Genomic DNA, 17,054 nt, shown 5'->3' with positions numbered 1-17,054 from the left:
CTGCCGCACCTGCGCATCGGATTTTTTCGGAGACAGACATGACTTTTTCCAGACGCCAGTTTCACAAAATTGCACTTGCCGCCGGGGCTTTCGTGGCGCTTCCCGGCGGTTCTTTCGCTGCTGCCGAAGAGCCCGTTTCGGGCGGCACGCTCAAGATCGTCTATTTTCCGGAGCCGACGCAGCTCGTGGCGATCAATACCAGCGCGGGTGGCCCGCAGTTTATCGGCTCGAAGATCTATGACGGGCTTTTGACATACGATTACGAGCTTTCGCCAAAGCCGAGCCTCGCCAAAGAATGGAGCGTTTCCGCCGACGGGCTGGAATATGTCTTCCATCTGCAGCCGAATGCGAAATTCCATGACGGCAAACCGGTGACATCGGCGGATGTGGAGTTTTCCATCCTGCGTCTGAAAGAGGCCCATCCGCGCGGCCGGGCGACTTTCGCGAATGTCGAAAGCATCGATACGTCCAATCCGCTGGTCGCGAAGGTGAAGCTTTCCAAGCCGGCGCCGGGATTGATCACCGCGCTCGCCTCATCGGAATCGCCTGTTGTGCCAAAGCACATCTTCGAGACCTTCAAGCCGACCGATAATCCGAAGCCCGCCCAGATCATCGGTAGCGGTCCCTTCGTTTTGAAGGAGTGGGTGCCGGGCAGCCATATCCTGCTGGAAAAAAATGCGAATTATTGGGACGCGCCGCGCCCCTATCTCGACCGCGTCATCATCCGCCTTATCAACGATGCCGGCGCACGCGCCGCAGCGCTGGAAACCGGGGAGGGCGACATTGGCCCCAACCCGGTAGCGCTTGCGGATCTGGAGCGGCTGAAATCCATCCCGACGCTGAAGGTGGATGACCGCATTTATGCCTATGCCGGCCAGCAGAACCAGCTCGTCATCAACCTTGAGAACGACTATCTCAAGGAGTTGAAGGTGAGGCAGGCCATCGCCCACGCGATCGACGTTCCGGCGTTGATCGATACCGTACTTTATGGGTACGCCGTGCCATCACCCACGCCGATCAGCCCCGGCCTTGCGAAGTTCCACAATCCGGATATCGGTTTTGCCAAGTTCGACGTCGCGCTGGCGGAAAAACTGCTGGATGAGGCGGGTTTTCCGCGCAAGGATGGCGGTAAGCGCTTCAAGCTCAGGGTCACCACCAACCCGTTCAATCCACAGACCTATTCGGATTTCATCGCGCAGGCGCTTTCGAAGATCGGCATCGAAGCGGATATCCAGAAGTTCGATTTCGGTACCTATGTGAAGGTCGTCTATACCGACCGCGCCTGGGATCTTTCAGTCGAATCCCTCTCCAACACCTTCGATCCGACAGCCGGAGTGCAGCGCGTCTACTGGAGCAAGAACTTCAAGATCGGTCTGCCGTTCTCGAATGCCAGCCACTACGCCAATCCGGAAGTGGACCGGTTGCTGGAAGCCGCGGCGGTGGAGCCGGATATCGAAAAACGTGCCGCCTTCTTCAAGGAGTTTCAGGCCGTCGTCGCGAAGGACCTTCCCGTCATCAATCTTGTCTCACCAATCCAGCCGGTCGTCGGCAGCGTCCGCATCAAGGATTACGCGACAGGGGCGGAGGGGCTCAGCGGCAATCTCGCCAAAGCCTGGGTGACGAAGGAGGCGTAAGCGCCTCTCCACCTCTCGTCTAAAGCCGCGTCAAAGTTGAAAAGGGTTAATCGCCATGAGCAGAAAATCCGAGAAGCTGGTCCTCAATGCGTTCATCTATCCGGGTGGACATCATGAAGCAGCCTGGCGCCACCCGGAGTCGGAGCCACTGCGCGTCACCGATATAAAGCTCTACCAGGATATCGCCCGCAAGGCCGAGGCGGCAAAGCTCGATGCCATCTTTTTTGCCGATGCGCCGGTGCTGGACGCCAATATCCGCTATGCCGCCCGCCACCGGCTGGAGCCGATAACCATGCTGGCTGCTCTCGCTGCCGTCACCGAAAAGATCGGCTTCATTGCGACGGCCTCCACCACCTATTACGAGCCGTACAATCTCGCACGGCTGCTCGCCTCGGTCGATCATATCAGCGGCGGCCGGGTGGGCTGGAATATCGTGACGACCTCAGCCGATGCGGCGGCTGGCAACTTCAATCTCCAACAGCATCCGCCGCATGCCGACCGTTACCGTCAGGCGACCGAGTTTGTGGAGGTGGTGACGAAGCTCTGGGACAGTTGGGAAGACGATGCCATCGTCGCCGACAGGGAGAGCGGTCTTTTTGCCGATACCGACCGCATTCACCCGGCCAGTCACGATGGCGAATTTTACCGGGTGCGGGGTGCTCTCAACCTGCCGCGCTCGCCGCAAGGACGCCCGGTCTATGTGCAAGCTGGCTCCTCTGAGGACGGGCGTGGCTTTGCCGCCCGTTATGCCGAGGCAATCTTTACCGCGCATCAAACTCTGGAGAGTGCGCGGTCTTTTTATTCCGATATCAAGAGGCGCGTGGCGGCCACGGGGCGCAATCCCGCCCATGTGAAAATCCTGCCGGGCATCAGTCCCTTCATCGCCTCCACCGAAGAGGAGGCGCGAAAGCTCGAGGCGAGTTTCAACGATCTCATCCAGCCGGCATTTTCGCTAGGCCAACTGCAGCGCATCACCGGCATCGATCTCTCATCGGCCGATCTCGATCAGCCCTTGCCAAAGGAGGCTGTGGAAGCGACGCGTGCGCAGGCGGATAGCAGCCGTCATCAGCTGGTCCTCGATGTCATCGACCGGGAGAACCCCACGATCCGGCAATTGTTACACCGGCTTGCCGGCGGGCGTGGCCACAAGGTGATTTCCGGAACGCCCGAGCAGGTGGCGGACTGGATAGAGACCTGGTTCCGTGAAGGCGCCGCCGACGGCTTCAACATCATGCCGCCATGGCTGAATGGCGGGTTCGATATCTTCGTGGATGAGGTGGTGCCGATCCTCAAACAGCGCGGTCTGTTCCGTGAGGATTATGAGGGCGACACGCTGCGTGATCATTACGGCCTGCCCCGGCCGGAAAACATCCATGCGACCAGGGAGTTGCAGAGAGAACGCGCCTGATGTGGGACGGGCGTGTTCAGGCGGCGGCCTCGAGAGAGCGTATATCCTCGCGCAACAAGGCGAGTAGAGATGCGATTTCCGGCAGCCGCCGCCTGTCAGGACTGGTCAGCAGATGGTAACGGCTGGCGGTCGGCTGTGGTGTGCCGAAAGCTGCGATCAGACGACCGGATTTGAGTTCATCGGAAATCAGCGAATGGCGGGCAAGACCTATGCCGTGGCCGGATAAGATCGCCTCTATCAAAGCGGTCTGGCGCGAAAAGCGCGGTCCTGTTGCCGAAAGTCGCAACGGAATGCGGCAGGCGCGAAGCCAGTTTGCCCACTCGAAAGCGGCATCCCCACCATTGCCGCGTAACATCGCAAAAGAGATATCGCGAAGTCGTTCGGGTTCGCCACAAAGCTGGTGACGGGCTGCAAAATCCGGCGTGCAGACGGCACTGACGGTGTCGGCAAAAAGCGGCTCGTGAATGAAACCGGGGATTTGTCCGTGGGTCGCGACGATCGCGCAATCGGCATCGAACTGCGTGAGGTCGATGGCATCGCCCTCGAGGGATTCGATCCAGATATCCACGTCTCCAAGGGCTGGAACGATGCGTCCCAACCTTGGCGCCAGCCACCGGGCCGCAAAACAGCCTTCCGCCAGAACCTTCACCTGCCGCCTGCTGCCGGAGGCCATGAGATCGGAAAGACTGCCGATCATGGTCTCGAAAGCATCCGCAAGGCCGGGATAAAGCGTGCTGCCGGCGTCGGTCAGCACGAGCTCGCCGCGCTGGCGGCTGAAAAGCGGTTGCCCGAGATGGGTTTCCAGAATGCGGACCTGCTGGCCGATTGCGGCAGTCGAGACATGCAGTTCTTCCGCCGCCCGCGAGAAGCTGGCGTGACGCGCGGCCACCACAAATGCGCGCAGGGCGGTCAGCGGCGGCAGCCGGGAAAGCGTCGGCAGGCGAAAAGCTGCCCGCGTGACCGAAGGAGGGATGAATTCCGTTCTCATGGCCGTTTTCCCCTCATGGCTAAAATACCCGACCTTCCCTGAGATGCGTCGTGGTGCCGTTGAGATAATAATCGCCGATCACCCGCGCCTTGTGGGCCAGTGGATTATGGTTGTAGACCGTGCGGATGTTGCGCCAGTGGCGGTCGAAATTCCGCTCGCTTGACGTCGCCGAGCCGCCGCCCAGTTCGTAAAGGTTGGTGGCGACCGTCAGCGAAAGCTGCGAGGCGATGATCTGGGTTCGCGCGGTGGCGAGCGAGCCTTCCAGCAGGGCTGCCTCGATCACCTCTTCATCGCCGGTGGCGAAGGTAGCCGCAGTGCGGTCAAGCGTCCGGGCGGCCTCGCGGATCAGGGTTTTGACGGCGAAAGCGCCGGCGCTGATTTCGCCGAGCATCTTCTGCACGAAGGGGTCCTGATTGGCGGTTTCCGCGCTGCTGTGAAGGGTGGTGCGCGCCTGGCGCAGAACATACTCCACGCCGTCATTCAGCGCGCCTTGAACGGCACCGGCGGCAGAGGCGGCGAGATGCAACTGCCGCATGGCGGAGCTGTGGCGGCCGATCTGGCTGCCGAGCTTGCGGGTTGTCAATTCATGCGGCAGCACCTCGACATTTTCGAGTAACACGCCGCCGCTTGCCGTCATGCGCTGGCCCATGCTGTCCCAGTCGTCGAGGATGGTGATGCCGGTGCGATCGAGCGGAATGAGCACGCCGATTGGCTGCTCGTCGTCACCGATCGCGCTGAAAGTGCCGAAATCGGCAAAGGCGGTGCCGGTCGCATACCATTTTCGGCCGTTCAGCCGGTAGCGGTCGCCATCGGCGCTCAGCCGTGTGGTGATTTCGCCCGGGCGCTTGGTGCCCTGTTCGGTGCTGGCGCCCGCAAAGAGTTTGCCGGCAAGCACCTGTTCGAGATGCCGCCGGTCTTCCAGCTCGATGGGGGCGAGGGCGAGGTTTTCGGTGAAATTAAAATGGCTGCGCAGCGCGTGCGGAATATTGCTGTCGGCTTCGCCGAGGATCATCAGAACCTCAATATAGTCCGCAATCGAGCCGCCCGGTCCGCCCTTGGCTTCGGGAACGCGCAGCGTACCGATCTTTGCTTCCTTGATAAGCGCGAAGATGTCGAAGGGCAGTTCGCGCTGGCGCTCGCGGAGGGCGGCATCCCTGGCCGCGATAACCGCAATGTCCTTTGCCCGGGCCAGAATCTCGTCCCGGCTCGGCACGCCGGAATGATCGGTGGTGGTTGTCTGTGGTTTCGGAGTGGACATTGCGGTTTTCCCGTGAGCAGATGTGAGGGCCTGCGGCACGGTCGCGCCGCAGGCTTTTTGTGAGTAATCAGGCGACGGCGCGCGGCTTGAGGGCCGGGCGGGGTGCGGGCTCGACATTGCGCGGTACGCGGCCTTCGACGGGATGGCTTGGATCGTTGAAGCCGGGCGTGGACGGATGGCCTGTCGTGACAAGGCTGTCGACCAGCGCTTCATCTTCCGCATCGATCTTCACATCGAGGGCGCGGACATAACTGTTCCAGTGCTCTTCGGTGCGCGGGCCGGTGATGGCGGCGGTGACGAACTTGTTGTTCAGCACCCACGCGAGCGCGAAATCCGCCGCCGAAACGCCCTTCGAAGCGGCATGGGCCGCGACCTTCTGGGCGATCTCAACCGATTCCGGACGCCATTCCGTTTCCAGAACACGCTTGTCGCCCCGCCCGACGCGGGTATCGGCACCCGGCTGTTCGCCCGGCTGGTATTTGCCGGTCAGCACACCGCGTGCGAGCGGTGAATAGGACACCACGCCAAGGCCATAATGATTAGCTGCCGGCAGCTGCTCGGCTTCGGCCGTGCGGTTGACGATATTGTAGAGAGGCTGGCTGGCGACAGGCCGGTCAATGCCAAGCTGGTCGGCAAGATGCGAGATTTCGGCAATGCGCCAGCCACGGAAGTTCGACACGCCGAAATAGCGCAGCTTGCCGGCGCGGATGAGATCGGCAATGGCGCGCACCGGCTCTTCCAGCGGCGCGTCGAAGACGGCGCGGTGGAAATAGAGGATGTCGATGTAGTCGGTGTTGAGACGGCGAAGCGAATTCTCGACGGTCTCGATCACCCATTTGCGCGAATGCCCACCGAGATTAGGACCCTTGGTATGGGAGTTGACGAATTTCGTCGCCAGCACCCAGTGATCGCGACTGGCCTTGATGCCGCGGCCGACGACTTCTTCCGACTTGCCGTCATGATAGACGTCGGCGGTGTCGATGAAGTTGATGCCCTGTTCGCGCGCCTTGTCGATGATGCGGTAAGCCACGTCATCCGGCGTCGGGCCTCCGAACATCATGGTGCCGAGGCTCAGCGGCGAAACTTTCAGCGCGCTACGTCCGAGATAGCGATAGTCGACCATTATGGTTGCTCCTTGAAGTTATTGGGCATGGTGGCAAGCCACGGCGTGGTTCTTGCCGAAAAGGGCGTAATCCGGCGCTTTTTCGCGACAGAGATCGGTGGCGAGCGGGCAGCGGGTGTGAAACCGGCAGCCGGCTGGCGGATCATGCGGGCTTGGCAGATCACCGGAAATCGGTGCCGCCTGTTTGCGGCGGGCGGGATCCGGAACGGCGGCGAGCAGCGCGCGGGTGTAAGGGTGCTTCGGCGAGGCCCAGAGCTCTGCGGTCGGCGCGCTTTCCACGATCTTGCCGAGATACATAACCAGCACGCGGTCGGAGAAATAACGTACCACGGAAAGGTCGTGGGAGACGAAGAGATAGGAGAGCGACAGCCGCTTCTTCATCTCCACCAGCAGGTTGAGGATCTGTGCCTGTATCGAAAGGTCGAGCGCCGAGACAGGCTCGTCGCACACCACCAGTTCCGGTTCCAGAACCAGCGCGCGGGCAATGCCGATGCGCTGGCGCTGGCCGCCGGAAAATTCATGCGGATAACGGTCGAGCGCGTCCGGCGGCAGGCCCACCTGCGCGACGATGGCTTCGACGATTTCGCGCTGGCGCGCCCTGTCGCCGATGCCGTGCACCTTGAGCGGCGCGGTGAGGATGGTGCGAACCGTCTGGCGTGGATTGAGCGAAGCGAAGGGATCCTGAAAGATCATCTGGATGCGGCGGCGGATACCGCGCAGCTGCGACGACGTCATCGCCGTGACATCAGCGCCCTTGAAGGTGATCCTGCCGGAAGAGGGTTCGACCAGCCGCATCAGTGACTTGCCGAGCGAGGATTTGCCGCAGCCGGATTCGCCCACCAGCGCCACCGTCTCGCCCGCCTCAATGTCGAGCGAGACATCATCGACGGCGCGCACGGTGCCGCGTCCGCCCGTATAATGGGTGGAGAGACTATGCACTGACAAGAGCGTCATCGGATATCTCCTGTGATGTCGGGAATACGAAGGGACAGGCGGCGTAGCGGCCTTCCGAAATCGGCCTCAGTGGCGGCACGAACTGCCCGCAGAAACCACGGGCGCTCGGACAGCGTGGCCGGAAGGCGCAGCCGCGCTCGCCGGTGGCGGAGACGATGGAGCCCGGAATTTCGATCAGCGGCCCGTCACGATAATGCTGGCCGTCTTCCGCGCGTGGCGAAGCGGCAAGCAGCCCGCGCGTATAGGGATGGTAGGGGTTGGAGAACACCGGTTCCGGCAAACCCTCTTCCACCTTGCGGCCGGCATACATGACCATCACCCGGTCCGCCCATTGCGCCACGATGCCGAGATCGTGGGTGATGAGGATCACCGCCATATTGAGATCGCGGCGCAGATTGTCGAGCAATTGCAGGATCTGCGCCTGTATCGTCACGTCGAGCGCCGTCGTCGCTTCGTCTGCGATCAGCAGTTTCGGATTGCAGGCGACGCCGATGGCGATCATCACGCGTTGGCGCATGCCGCCGGAAAGCTGGTGCGGATAATCATCCACCCGTCGGGCAGCATCGGGAATATTGACAAGGTCGAGAAGCTCGATGGCCCGTTTGCGCGCCTGACGCCGGTCGATTTTTTCATGGATGCGCAGGACTTCGATAATCTGTTCGCCGACCGTCAGAACCGGGTTCAGCGAGGTCATCGGCTCCTGGAAGATCATGCCGATATCGCGGCCGCGAATGCCGCGCCATTGCCGTTCGGAAAGCGGCAGCAGGTCGCGGCCCTCGAGCTGAACTCGCCCACCGGTCTTGGCGTGTGAGGGCAGCAGGCCAATGAGGCCGAGCGCCGTCAGGGATTTTCCAGAGCCGCTCTCGCCGACGATGGCCAGCATTTCGCCGGGGCTGACATCGAAACTGACGCCTTTGACCGGCTGGGCCGAGCCGAAGCTGACGGAGAGATCATGAACTTCGATCAGTTTGCTCATCGGCGTTCCTCCGAGAAACGGGGGTTGAGCGCATCGTTGAGGCCATCGCTGATGAGGTTCAGCGAAATGACGGTGAAAACGATGGCGAGGCCGGGAAGCGCGGTCAAGTACCAGGCGGTGCGGATGACGTCGCGTCCCGAACCGATCATAGAACCCCAGGAAACGCGGTTGGGATCGCCAAGTCCCATGAAGGACAGCGCCGCCTCCATGAGGATCGCACCCGCCACCATGACGGAGGAGGTGACGATGATCGGCGGCAGCGCATTGGGCAGGATTTCCTGAAAGACGATGCGCGCATGGCCGTAACCGAGGCTGCGGGCGGCGAGCACATAGTCCTTTTCGCGGATGGCGCGGAATTCGGCGCGGGTGAGGCGGGCCACCAGCGGCCATGTGATGATGCCGATTGCAGAGGTGACCGTAGTGACCGACGGTTGGGCGATGGCGACGAGTACAACAAGCAGCACGAAATTCGGCAATGTCTGGAATATTTCGATCAGCTTGACGAGAATATCGTCGATAACGCCGCCGAAATAACCGGCGAAAGCGCCGATCGAGATGCCGATCGTCAACCCGATCAGCGTGGCGACGACACCGACGGTGAGCGAAATGCGCGCGCCGTGGACGATGCCGGCCAGAACATCCCGGCCCATGGAATCGGTGCCGAGCGGATAGGCGGCATTCTGGCCGGGCCAAAGGAACGGGCGGGCCACCATTTCCAGGGGATCGCCGGGGTAGATCAAGGGGGCGATCAGCGCGGCGATGAGGACGGTGGCGAGAAACAGCAGCCCGACGATGGCGTTGGGGTTGGTCAGGAAAATTTTCAATTCCCGCCGCAGACCGCGCCGGGGCACGGAGACGGAGCGGGCCGAAAGCGCATCCGGCGCGTGGATATAGGGCCAGACTTTTTCTTCCGGTTTCTTCGGTTTGGGATTGGTCTCTTCAGCGCCGAGTTCGGCCGTGTTGAGGACCGCTGATGTATGGGAGGAATTCATCGGCTTTCTCCGATGCGGGGATCGAGCCATGCCTGCAACAGGTCCACGGCTGCATTGACAATGATGACGACGAGGGACGAGAGAAGCAGAATGCCGAGCAGCACGCTGAAATCGCGGGCCATGACGGCTTCGAAAGCAAGACGGCCAAGGCCCGGCCAGCTGAAGACGGTTTCAACCACGACAGCGCCGCCCAGCAGGCCGCCAATGTGCATGCCAGCCATGGTGGTTATCGGGATCAGCGCGTTGCGCAGAATATGGCGTGTGATGAGCCGGAACGGCGAAACGCCCTTGGCGCGTGCCGTGCGCACATAGTCCTGAGATTTCACTTCCAGCATTGCCGCGCGGGTGAGGCGGGCATAAATCGCCAGAAAATAAAGCGCCAGCGAAAGGGCGGGGAGAACGATGTAGCGCAACCTGTCGAGAAAGGCGGCGAAACCGGTGAGGCTGCTGCCGATGGTGCTGTCGCCGCCCGAAGGAAGCCAGCCGAGCTTCACCGAAAAGGTGAGGATAAGCATCAGGCCGATCCAGAAACCCGGCACGGAATAAAAGATCAGCGAGCCGATTGAAATGATCCGGTCCGGCAGCTTGCCGGAAAAAAGCGCCATGATGGAGCCGAGGAACACGCCGACGAAGATTGCGATGCCAAGGGCGGCGCCCATCAGCGCCAGAGTACCTGGCAGCCGCTGGCCGATGAGGTCTGCGACCGGCATGCCGTAGCGCGGCGAAAAACCGAGGCTGAACTGCGCGAGATTGCCGAGATAGTTCATGAGCTGATGCACGATCGGCAGGTCCAGTCCGAAGCGGGAGCGCATTTCGGCCATGGTCTCGACGGTTGCCGAACCGGCTTCCGCCGCCAGCACATCGGCGGCATCGCCCGGTGCCAGCTGCAGCAGGAAGAAGTTCAGGATGACGATACCGAGAACCGTCGGGACGGCCTGAATGGCCACCCGTCTCGCCTGCGATAATATTCTTTTCGAATTCGACATCGGCTCCAGTCCGCAATCTAGAAAACATAAATCAGCCCGCAAAGGCACGGACATTAGTTGACTAATTTTATGGAATTTGTCAAAGAGTAATAGAATTATTTTCTGAAATTTACCAAAATATGCGCATTAAAAGAAAGATAATTCCCATTAATGAGAATGGTTGGTTCCTCATGCCAATCCCACTCTCGTCTGCGGAACAAACTTCTCTCAAAGCGCAGCCGTTCAGTTTCGCCGGGTTTTCGCCGGTTCAATCAACGAGAGGGTATCGCATGACTATTTTCAACCAGACGACGCGGCGCGGATTTCTGCTGGCGTCGGTGGCGCTTGGCGTGGTGTCGTTGCCGGGGCTGAAGCTCAACGCGGCAGAGCCTGCAAGCGGCGGCACGGCCACCTTGCTGATCTCATCGGAACCGCCGGTGCTGACGACGATCGCACATACGGCCTATAACTCCGTCTATATATCGCCCAAGGTTACCGAGGGTCTGCTGACCTATGATTTTGATCTTAATCCCAAGCCGCTCTTGGCTAAATCCTGGGACGTGAGCGCGGATGGACTGCGTTATACCTTCAATCTGCGGCCCGGTGTGAAATGGCACGACGGCAAGCCGTTCACCTCCGCCGATGTGGCTTTCTCCATCAGCACCATCAAGGAAGTGCATCCGCGTGGTCGCAATACATTCCTGAACCTTACCGCGGTCGAGACGCCCAATGAGCTGACGGCGGTTCTGGTTCTTTCCAAACCCGCGCCATACCTAATCACCGCACTTGCCGCCGCCGAAACGCCCATCGTACCCAAGCACCTTTATGAGGGCACGAAAGTCACCGAAAATCCGGTCAACCTCGCACCCATCGGCACCGGCCCGTTCAAGTTCAAGGAGTGGGTGCGCGGCAGCCATATCGTTTTTGAGCGTAATGCGGATTATTGGGATGCGCCGCGCCCCTATCTCGACAGGCTGATCGTCCGCTTCATTCCGGATGCATCGGCCCGCGCCATCGCCATCGAAACCGGAGAGATCGATCTCGCCCCCAGCACGCCGGTCGCCTATAGCGATCTTGACCGCTTGAAGGAATTGCCGAGCCTCGGCTTCGACACCAATGGCTATCAATATACCAATTCGATCAGCCGCGTGGAATTCAACCTCGAAAAGGATGTCTTTAAAGACGTGCGTGTCCGCCGCGCTTTCGCGCATGTGATCGACCGCAACGTCATCTTCAACACGGTCAATTTCGGTTATGGCGCGACGATCGCGGGTCCGATCAATCCGAAGCTGACGAAATGGTTCGTGAATGATCTGAAAACCTATCCGATCGACCTGAAGGCGGCGGAAGCGCTGCTGGATGAGGCCGGATACAAGCGCGGTGCCGATGGCATCCGTTTCAAGCTCAATCTCGATTACGTGCCAAGCACCGAGGCCTATCCGCGCGGTGCGGACTACATCCGTCAGGCGCTGGCAAAGGTCGGCGTGGATGTGACGGTGCGCACGCAGGATTTCGCCACATATACCAAACGTATCTACACGGATCGCGATTTCGACTTTGCTTATGAGGGCATGAGCAATCTCTTCGATCCGACCGTCGGCGTGCAGCGGCTTTACTGGTCAAAGAACTTCAAGAAGGGTGTGCCTTTCTCCAATGGTGCAGCCTACAGCAATCCGAAGGTGGATGCGCTGCTTGAAGCCGCCGCCATCGAGATCGATCCGGACAAGCGCGTGGCGCAATGGAAGGAAATCCAGCAGATCCTCGTTGAGGACGTGCCGGCGATCGACATCGTCGCAGCACCTGAAATCACCATCTTCAACAAGCGCATCGCCGATCACACCATCGGCGCCGAAGGTGTCGCGGGAAGCCTCGCCTTCGCGCATATCGCCGCATCCTGATTGTCTCGCCAGACCCGGCTCCCCTTTTTGCGGGAGCCGGTATTTTTCCCTTTCATCGAGGCCAAAGCCATGAGCACGACACTTTCTGAAATCTGGTACACACGCTGCCCGGTGCCCACGCCCGTGGGGCTAGCGGCGCAGCTCGGTTATCTCGGGCAGACCTTCGAGGAGGTCGGCATCGCGCTGAAATCCATCATCGATTCGCCTGACCGTTCGGTTCGCCAAAGCCATTTCAACCACACGCTGGAATGGTCCTTCCGCCATGGCGGCAATGTGCCGCCCATCCGCGCCCGTTCGGAAGGGCGCAATACGCGTCTTGTCGGCATTACCTGGACGGATGAATTTCAGGCGATCATCACCCTGCCGGAGAGCGGCATCCGCTCGCTTGCCGATCTTGTCGGCCGTCGTTTCGGTGTGCCACGGCGACCGGAAGGCATTGTCGATTTCATGCGGGCGACGGCGCTGAAGGGCATTGTCTCCGCGCTTTCATTGCAAGGGCTGGGGGTTGAGGATGTCGAACTGACTGACATCGTCATTGCGGATTCGGTGCTGGCCTCGCAGGAGGGGCCGTCGCTTTTCGGCCTGAAGCGCCGGCAGTCCTTTGGTGAGGAGATCATCGCGCTGCTGCGGGGCGAGGTCGATGCGATTTTCGTCAAGGGAACGGCAGGTATTGCTGCTGCCAATCTGATAGGGGCCGTGCAGGTGGTGGAATTCGGCTTTCACCCCGATCCGAAAATCCGCATCAACTCCGGCTCTCCCCGGGTGCTGACGGTTGATGGGCGTCTTGCAGACGAGCGTCCCGATCTGGTGGAGCGGCTGGTTGGCGCTATTCGCAAAGCCTCGCTCTGGGCGGAGCAGCATCCGGAAGAGACGCGCCGTTTCATCGCGCGGGAGGCCGGCGCCACGGAAGAACAGGTTCTGGCCGCCAACGGGCCGGAGGTTCACCGCCATCTTGGCCTCGGCCTTGATGCGGAGCTCGTGGCCGCTGTCGGCCATTACAAGGATTTCCTGCATCAATGGGGTTTCCTTGAAAACGACTTCGATCTTGCTGCGTGGACCGACACCCGTTTCGTGACGGCAAGTGAGAGGGCGGTGGCATGAGTGGGGCTTTATCCACCGTTCCGCGCCCGCCGGAGCAGCAATCCAGCCCCGTTGCCATCGCAGCCGCGCTGGCCGAAGATTTCAGCCAGACGGCGGCTGACCACGACAAAAGCGGGGAATTCGCCGCCGGCAATTTCGAAGCGCTTTTCAAGTCGGGTCTGCTCGGCCTGGTGACGGCTGTGAAGGATGGAGGCTGGGGCGAGGGCATGGAAACGGCGCATGCCGTCATTACGGCCATTGCCAAGGGCGATCCGTCCACCGCGCTCATTCTGGCCATGCACTACAGCGTTCACGCCGCGATCCGGCGCGGCAAATGGCCGGCTGCTCTCTCGGCAAAGGTATTGGTCGCCAATAATAGGGAGCCGGCGCTTCTGAACAATGCGCAGGCGGAGCCGGGTGTCGGTTCACCCGCCCATGGCGGCCTGCCGGAAACGACGGCGCGGATCGAAGGCGATGTCTGGGTGGTCAATGGCCGCAAGAGCTTCGTCACCGGCCTGCCGGGGCTGAAATGGGCGATCGTGCTTGCGGTGACGACGGAAGAGACGCCGCGTCTCATTCAGCTTCTGGTTCCACTCGATGCTGCTGGCATCGCCCAGGAAAAGGCATGGGAGGCGACCGGCATGTATGCCACCGCCAGCCATGATCTTGTGCTGGAGGATGTAAGAGTGCCGCTTGCAGACATCGTTGCCGAACAGCCAGCGGATGAGCCGCTGCGGCGCGATGAGGCCGATGGCTATAATTTTTTCGCGCTTCTGGCGTCCGTTTATCATGGTGTAGCACTTTCGGCGCGGGATGATCTGCTGCGCCATCTGACGGGCCATGCACCAGTAAGCCTCGGTGCGCCGCTCTCCTCCATTCCGCGTATTCAGGAAGGTCTTGGCCAGATCGAGGTGCTTCTCGCAGCAAACCGGCGCCTGCTTCTTTCCGTTGCCCGTGATATCGATGCGGGAGAGCGGGTGGGAACGGATGCGCTGGCCGTTCGCCATGTGGTGATCGACAATGCGGTGACGGTGACCGATCTGGCGCTGGAGCTTGGTGGCAATCGCGGCCTGCGGCGGGACTACAATCTCGAACGCCATCACCGCGATGCCATCACGGCAAGGGCGCATGCGCCGCAAAGCCACATGATCCGCACGATTCTCGGCCGTCAAAGCATCAAGGCGGCGGATGGCTGATTGGCGAAGGCACCGGGCGGCCTTGCTTCGACAAGACCGCCCGGCATCGTCCCCGCTTCAATCCCGCAGCAGCGGCAGCAACCTGTCGCCCTGCCGTTCGATTTCCTTCAGATAGGGCGTGTCGGAAAGGATGAAATGGGTGATGCCAAGCGCGCGGTATTTGCGCAGCGAGGCGGCGACATCCTCCGCCGAACCCACCAGCCATGTGGTTGCGGCACCGCCGCCGCCGAATTTGCCGGGCGCGGTATAAAGATTGTCGTCCAGCACGTCACTCCGATGGTGCAAATCCAGCAGCCGGCGCTGGCCGACCGCCAAGCCTTGCAGATGGTCGTTCCATCGCACGCCATTATTAGCGGCCATTTCAGCGACTTTCGCCTCGGCGTCGCGCCACGCTTCGGCCGTCGTTTCTCGCACCAGCGTGGTGATCCGCAGGCCGAATTGCAGCGGGGGCAGGTCGCGGCCAAGCGTCTGGCTGAAATGTTTGAGCCTTTCTATCCGCTCGCGCACGTCGGCAAGCGGTTCGCCCCAGAACAATTGCACGTCGGCCTCGGTTGCGGCGACCTGCTCAGCCGCTTCGGAAGCACCGCCGAAGTAAAGCCTGGGATGCGGGCGGTCGGCGCGTGCGGCGATACGTGGTAGGACAGTGGAATTCTTCACCCGGAAATGCTCACCGTCAAAGGTGACATTTTCCTCTGTCCAGAGCCGCCGTACTAGCCGCATGAACTCTTTCGTTCGGGCATAACGCTGCGCCTGATCACCTTCTTCGTCGCCATAGGCTGCAAGCTCGTCTCGACCCGAGACGACATTGATCCGCACGCGGCCACCGGAAAGCTGGTCGAGCGTGGCGGCGGCCGAGGCGAGGTTGGCCGGTTTCCAGTAACCGGGACGGATGGCGATCAGCGGCTCGAATGTCGTGGTCCGCGCCGCAAGGGCTGCTGCGACCGTGAAGGTGTCGGGCCGGCCCCAGCCGGTGCCGAGCAGCGCGCCCTTCCAGCCATGATTTTCCAGCGCCTTTGCATGGCTGGTCAATGTATCGAGGCTGTTATGGTTGTCGCTGACTGCATCGCCGCGATGACCGGGTTTGACGTCATTGGGAATATACCAGAGAAATTCACTCGTGCTGCTCACATCATCCGCCTGAATTGTCGGTTTGTCGCGCGGAGGAGGGGCCCGCCGCTGTAACGTCCGGTTTGGGAGGCGAAAACCTCCGAGGACACGAGAATGGCAAAGCCGCGCCTGCGGGGCCAAGCAGCGGCGTTTCTTTTGGCATGCGGCGGGGGAAAAGCTTTGCTCAGACTTTGCCGATATTGCACATATTTTCCATGTAAAAAATTGAGATAAAAGATTCCGTTTTTTCGGTGATCCTAAAGCCCACGGGAACCCATTTTCTACGCTGCTGTCATTACGTGGTTTGATTTTTCCCCGTGCTTAGAAAGGTGAGCAAGGCAATAGTCGACGGGAATCGTAGGATTCTCCATTCTTGAGGCACACCGCCCGCAAACCACGGAGTAGGCATGTGTACCACCTTGATTGTCCCCGGTCTGAACGGTTCGGATGAGGGGCATTGGCAGCGGCACTGGTTGCTGGATGATCCTCAGGCCCGGCTGGTCGATCAGGACAATTGGCAATGCCCGGTTCTCGAAGACTGGATTGACCGTCTTGAATCAGCGCTATCCGCAGTTGAAAGCGCCTATATCGTTGCCCATAGCCTCGGTTGCCCACTCGTGGCGAATATGGCGTCGCGAGCTTCGGCTGCCAAAATCAGGGGCGCGCTTCTGGTCGCTCCCGCCCATCTCGATCGGGTGGAGGCAATGCATCCTTGTATCGTCCGGTTCGGCGCGTTTCCGCAGCAGCCGCTTGCTTTTCCCAGTCTCGTGGTGGGGAGCATGAATGACCCCTATATGGACCCTGAAGAACTGGCGCAAACCGCCACCAGCTGGGGAAGCGACCTCGTCAATCTTGGCTCCGTCGGGCACATCAACATCGCCGCCGGTTTTGGTCGGTGGCCCCAAGGTTATGCGCTTTTCGACCGTCTGAAATCGACCGCTGAAAAGACCGCGACCGGATCGAGACTGCACGGGTTGCCAAGGATACATGGTGCGCATCTTCAGAGCGACGCCAGCGTGCTCTGAAACGGAATTTTTCCCGCGGCCACATCCTTGGTCGACGTTTGCCGGCGACGCCTCAATTATAGAATAGTAATTTTATGGAAAATATTGACGATTTTTGCCAGTCGCCGGAGGATAGGGGAATTGAGCAAAGGAGGCGCACATGCCGCAGGGACTTCATGCGTTTACTTTCGATCTGTTCGGCCTGACCCGGCGTCAGCCCCGTGAAGACGAGCCGCTTTATCTTCACCCGCTGGATAACTCCGGGCGCATCCGGCAGGGGAAAAGCGATCTCGAACTGGAGCGGGAAGAGATCTGCGAAATGAACTTCGCGATGCTGGGCCTTTACCCGGTCTTCTGAGCACAAGCGTTCCTTTGCCTTTGGGAGCGCCATTCATCCGAGAGAGAAACTCTCCGCGATGGATGGAAATTGGAACAAAATTTCTTAAACGCGCCGGGGAACTGGTTACCCTT

The 17,054-nt window shown here is 60.6% G+C and carries 15 protein-coding genes; 7 read left to right on the top strand and 8 right to left on the bottom strand.

Annotation, left to right across the window (positions count from 1 at the left end; all coding sequences use genetic code 11):
* Positions 1 to 38: 38 nt before the first annotated feature.
* Both ATU_RS15935 and ATU_RS15930 read left to right on the top strand, forming a co-directional pair.
* Positions 39 to 1,634: an ABC transporter substrate-binding protein gene (locus ATU_RS15935; protein ID WP_010973044.1), complete on the top strand. Its 1,596-nt coding sequence runs from the start codon at positions 39 to 41 to the stop codon at positions 1,632 to 1,634.
* Positions 1,635 to 1,689: 55 nt separating this feature from the next.
* Positions 1,690 to 3,042 carry an LLM class flavin-dependent oxidoreductase gene (locus ATU_RS15930; RefSeq protein ID WP_010973043.1) on the top strand — a complete coding sequence of 451 codons (1,353 nt, stop codon included), beginning with the start codon at positions 1,690 to 1,692 and terminating at the stop codon, positions 3,040 to 3,042.
* Between the two features lie 16 nt (positions 3,043 to 3,058).
* Here the strand turns inward: ATU_RS15930 and ATU_RS15925 are convergent, their stop codons facing one another.
* From ATU_RS15925 to ATU_RS15895, 7 genes are all read right to left on the bottom strand, one after another.
* A complete protein-coding gene (locus tag ATU_RS15925) occupies positions 3,059 to 4,030 on the bottom strand; it encodes a LysR substrate-binding domain-containing protein (RefSeq protein WP_010973042.1) in 972 nt (323 codons plus the stop codon).
* A 19-nt stretch (positions 4,031 to 4,049) separates the two neighbouring features.
* Complete coding sequence (locus ATU_RS15920) at positions 4,050 to 5,288, bottom strand: acyl-CoA dehydrogenase family protein (protein WP_010973041.1); 1,239 nt, start codon at positions 5,286 to 5,288, stop codon at positions 4,050 to 4,052.
* A gap of 67 nt (positions 5,289 to 5,355) precedes the next feature.
* On the bottom strand, positions 5,356 to 6,411 hold the full coding sequence (locus ATU_RS15915) for an aldo/keto reductase (RefSeq protein WP_010973040.1): 1,056 nt from the start codon (positions 6,409 to 6,411) through the stop codon (positions 5,356 to 5,358).
* 18 nt (positions 6,412 to 6,429) lie between these two features.
* A complete protein-coding gene (locus ATU_RS15910; RefSeq protein WP_010973039.1) occupies positions 6,430 to 7,365 on the bottom strand; it encodes an ABC transporter ATP-binding protein in 936 nt (311 codons plus the stop codon).
* Entirely contained in the window at positions 7,343 to 8,341 is a 999-nt protein-coding gene (locus ATU_RS15905; protein ID WP_010973038.1) for an ABC transporter ATP-binding protein, read from the bottom strand. Before ATU_RS15905 ends, ATU_RS15910 begins: the two co-directional genes overlap by 23 nt.
* Positions 8,338 to 9,333: an ABC transporter permease gene (locus ATU_RS15900; RefSeq protein ID WP_006315087.1), complete on the bottom strand. Its 996-nt coding sequence runs from the start codon at positions 9,331 to 9,333 to the stop codon at positions 8,338 to 8,340. Before ATU_RS15900 ends, ATU_RS15905 begins: the two co-directional genes overlap by 4 nt.
* On the bottom strand, positions 9,330 to 10,319 hold the full coding sequence (locus ATU_RS15895; RefSeq protein ID WP_010973037.1) for an ABC transporter permease: 990 nt from the start codon (positions 10,317 to 10,319) through the stop codon (positions 9,330 to 9,332). The genes ATU_RS15900 and ATU_RS15895 overlap by 4 nt, the downstream gene beginning before the upstream one ends.
* 269 nt (positions 10,320 to 10,588) lie before the next feature.
* Here ATU_RS15895 and ATU_RS15890 point away from each other — a divergent pair, with 269 nt between their 5' ends.
* The 3 genes from ATU_RS15890 to ATU_RS15880 all read left to right on the top strand — a co-directional run bounded on the left by ATU_RS15890 (position 10,589) and on the right by ATU_RS15880 (position 14,472).
* A complete protein-coding gene (locus tag ATU_RS15890; RefSeq protein ID WP_010973036.1) occupies positions 10,589 to 12,196 on the top strand; it encodes an ABC transporter substrate-binding protein in 1,608 nt (535 codons plus the stop codon).
* A 69-nt stretch (positions 12,197 to 12,265) separates the two neighbouring features.
* Positions 12,266 to 13,297 (top strand): ABC transporter substrate-binding protein, encoded by a 1,032-nt coding sequence (locus tag ATU_RS15885; RefSeq protein ID WP_010973035.1) that lies wholly within the window; start codon positions 12,266 to 12,268, stop codon positions 13,295 to 13,297.
* Positions 13,294 to 14,472, top strand: coding sequence for an acyl-CoA dehydrogenase family protein (locus ATU_RS15880; protein ID WP_010973034.1), 1,179 nt, complete (start codon positions 13,294 to 13,296; stop codon positions 14,470 to 14,472). The genes ATU_RS15885 and ATU_RS15880 overlap by 4 nt, the downstream gene beginning before the upstream one ends.
* Positions 14,473 to 14,529: 57 nt before the next feature.
* On the opposite strand, the gene ATU_RS15875 is transcribed toward ATU_RS15880, so the two are convergent.
* The gene (locus tag ATU_RS15875; protein WP_010973033.1) at positions 14,530 to 15,600 is read right to left on the bottom strand and encodes an LLM class flavin-dependent oxidoreductase; all 1,071 of its coding nucleotides are present in this window, start codon (positions 15,598 to 15,600) and stop codon (positions 14,530 to 14,532) included.
* A gap of 386 nt (positions 15,601 to 15,986) precedes the next feature.
* Between ATU_RS15875 and ATU_RS15870 the strand changes: the two genes are divergently transcribed.
* Together ATU_RS15870 and ATU_RS15865 are read left to right on the top strand one after the other, a co-directional pair.
* On the top strand, positions 15,987 to 16,604 hold the full coding sequence (locus ATU_RS15870; RefSeq protein WP_010973031.1) for an alpha/beta hydrolase: 618 nt from the start codon (positions 15,987 to 15,989) through the stop codon (positions 16,602 to 16,604).
* Between the two features lie 139 nt (positions 16,605 to 16,743).
* Complete coding sequence (locus tag ATU_RS15865; protein WP_035257347.1) at positions 16,744 to 16,941, top strand: hypothetical protein; 198 nt, start codon at positions 16,744 to 16,746, stop codon at positions 16,939 to 16,941.
* Positions 16,942 to 17,054 lie beyond the last annotated feature (113 nt).

The organism is Agrobacterium fabrum str. C58, from assembly GCF_000092025.1.
Lineage (GTDB): Bacteria > Pseudomonadota > Alphaproteobacteria > Rhizobiales > Rhizobiaceae > Agrobacterium > Agrobacterium fabrum.
This window is presented reverse-complemented; position numbering and strand designations above follow the sequence as displayed.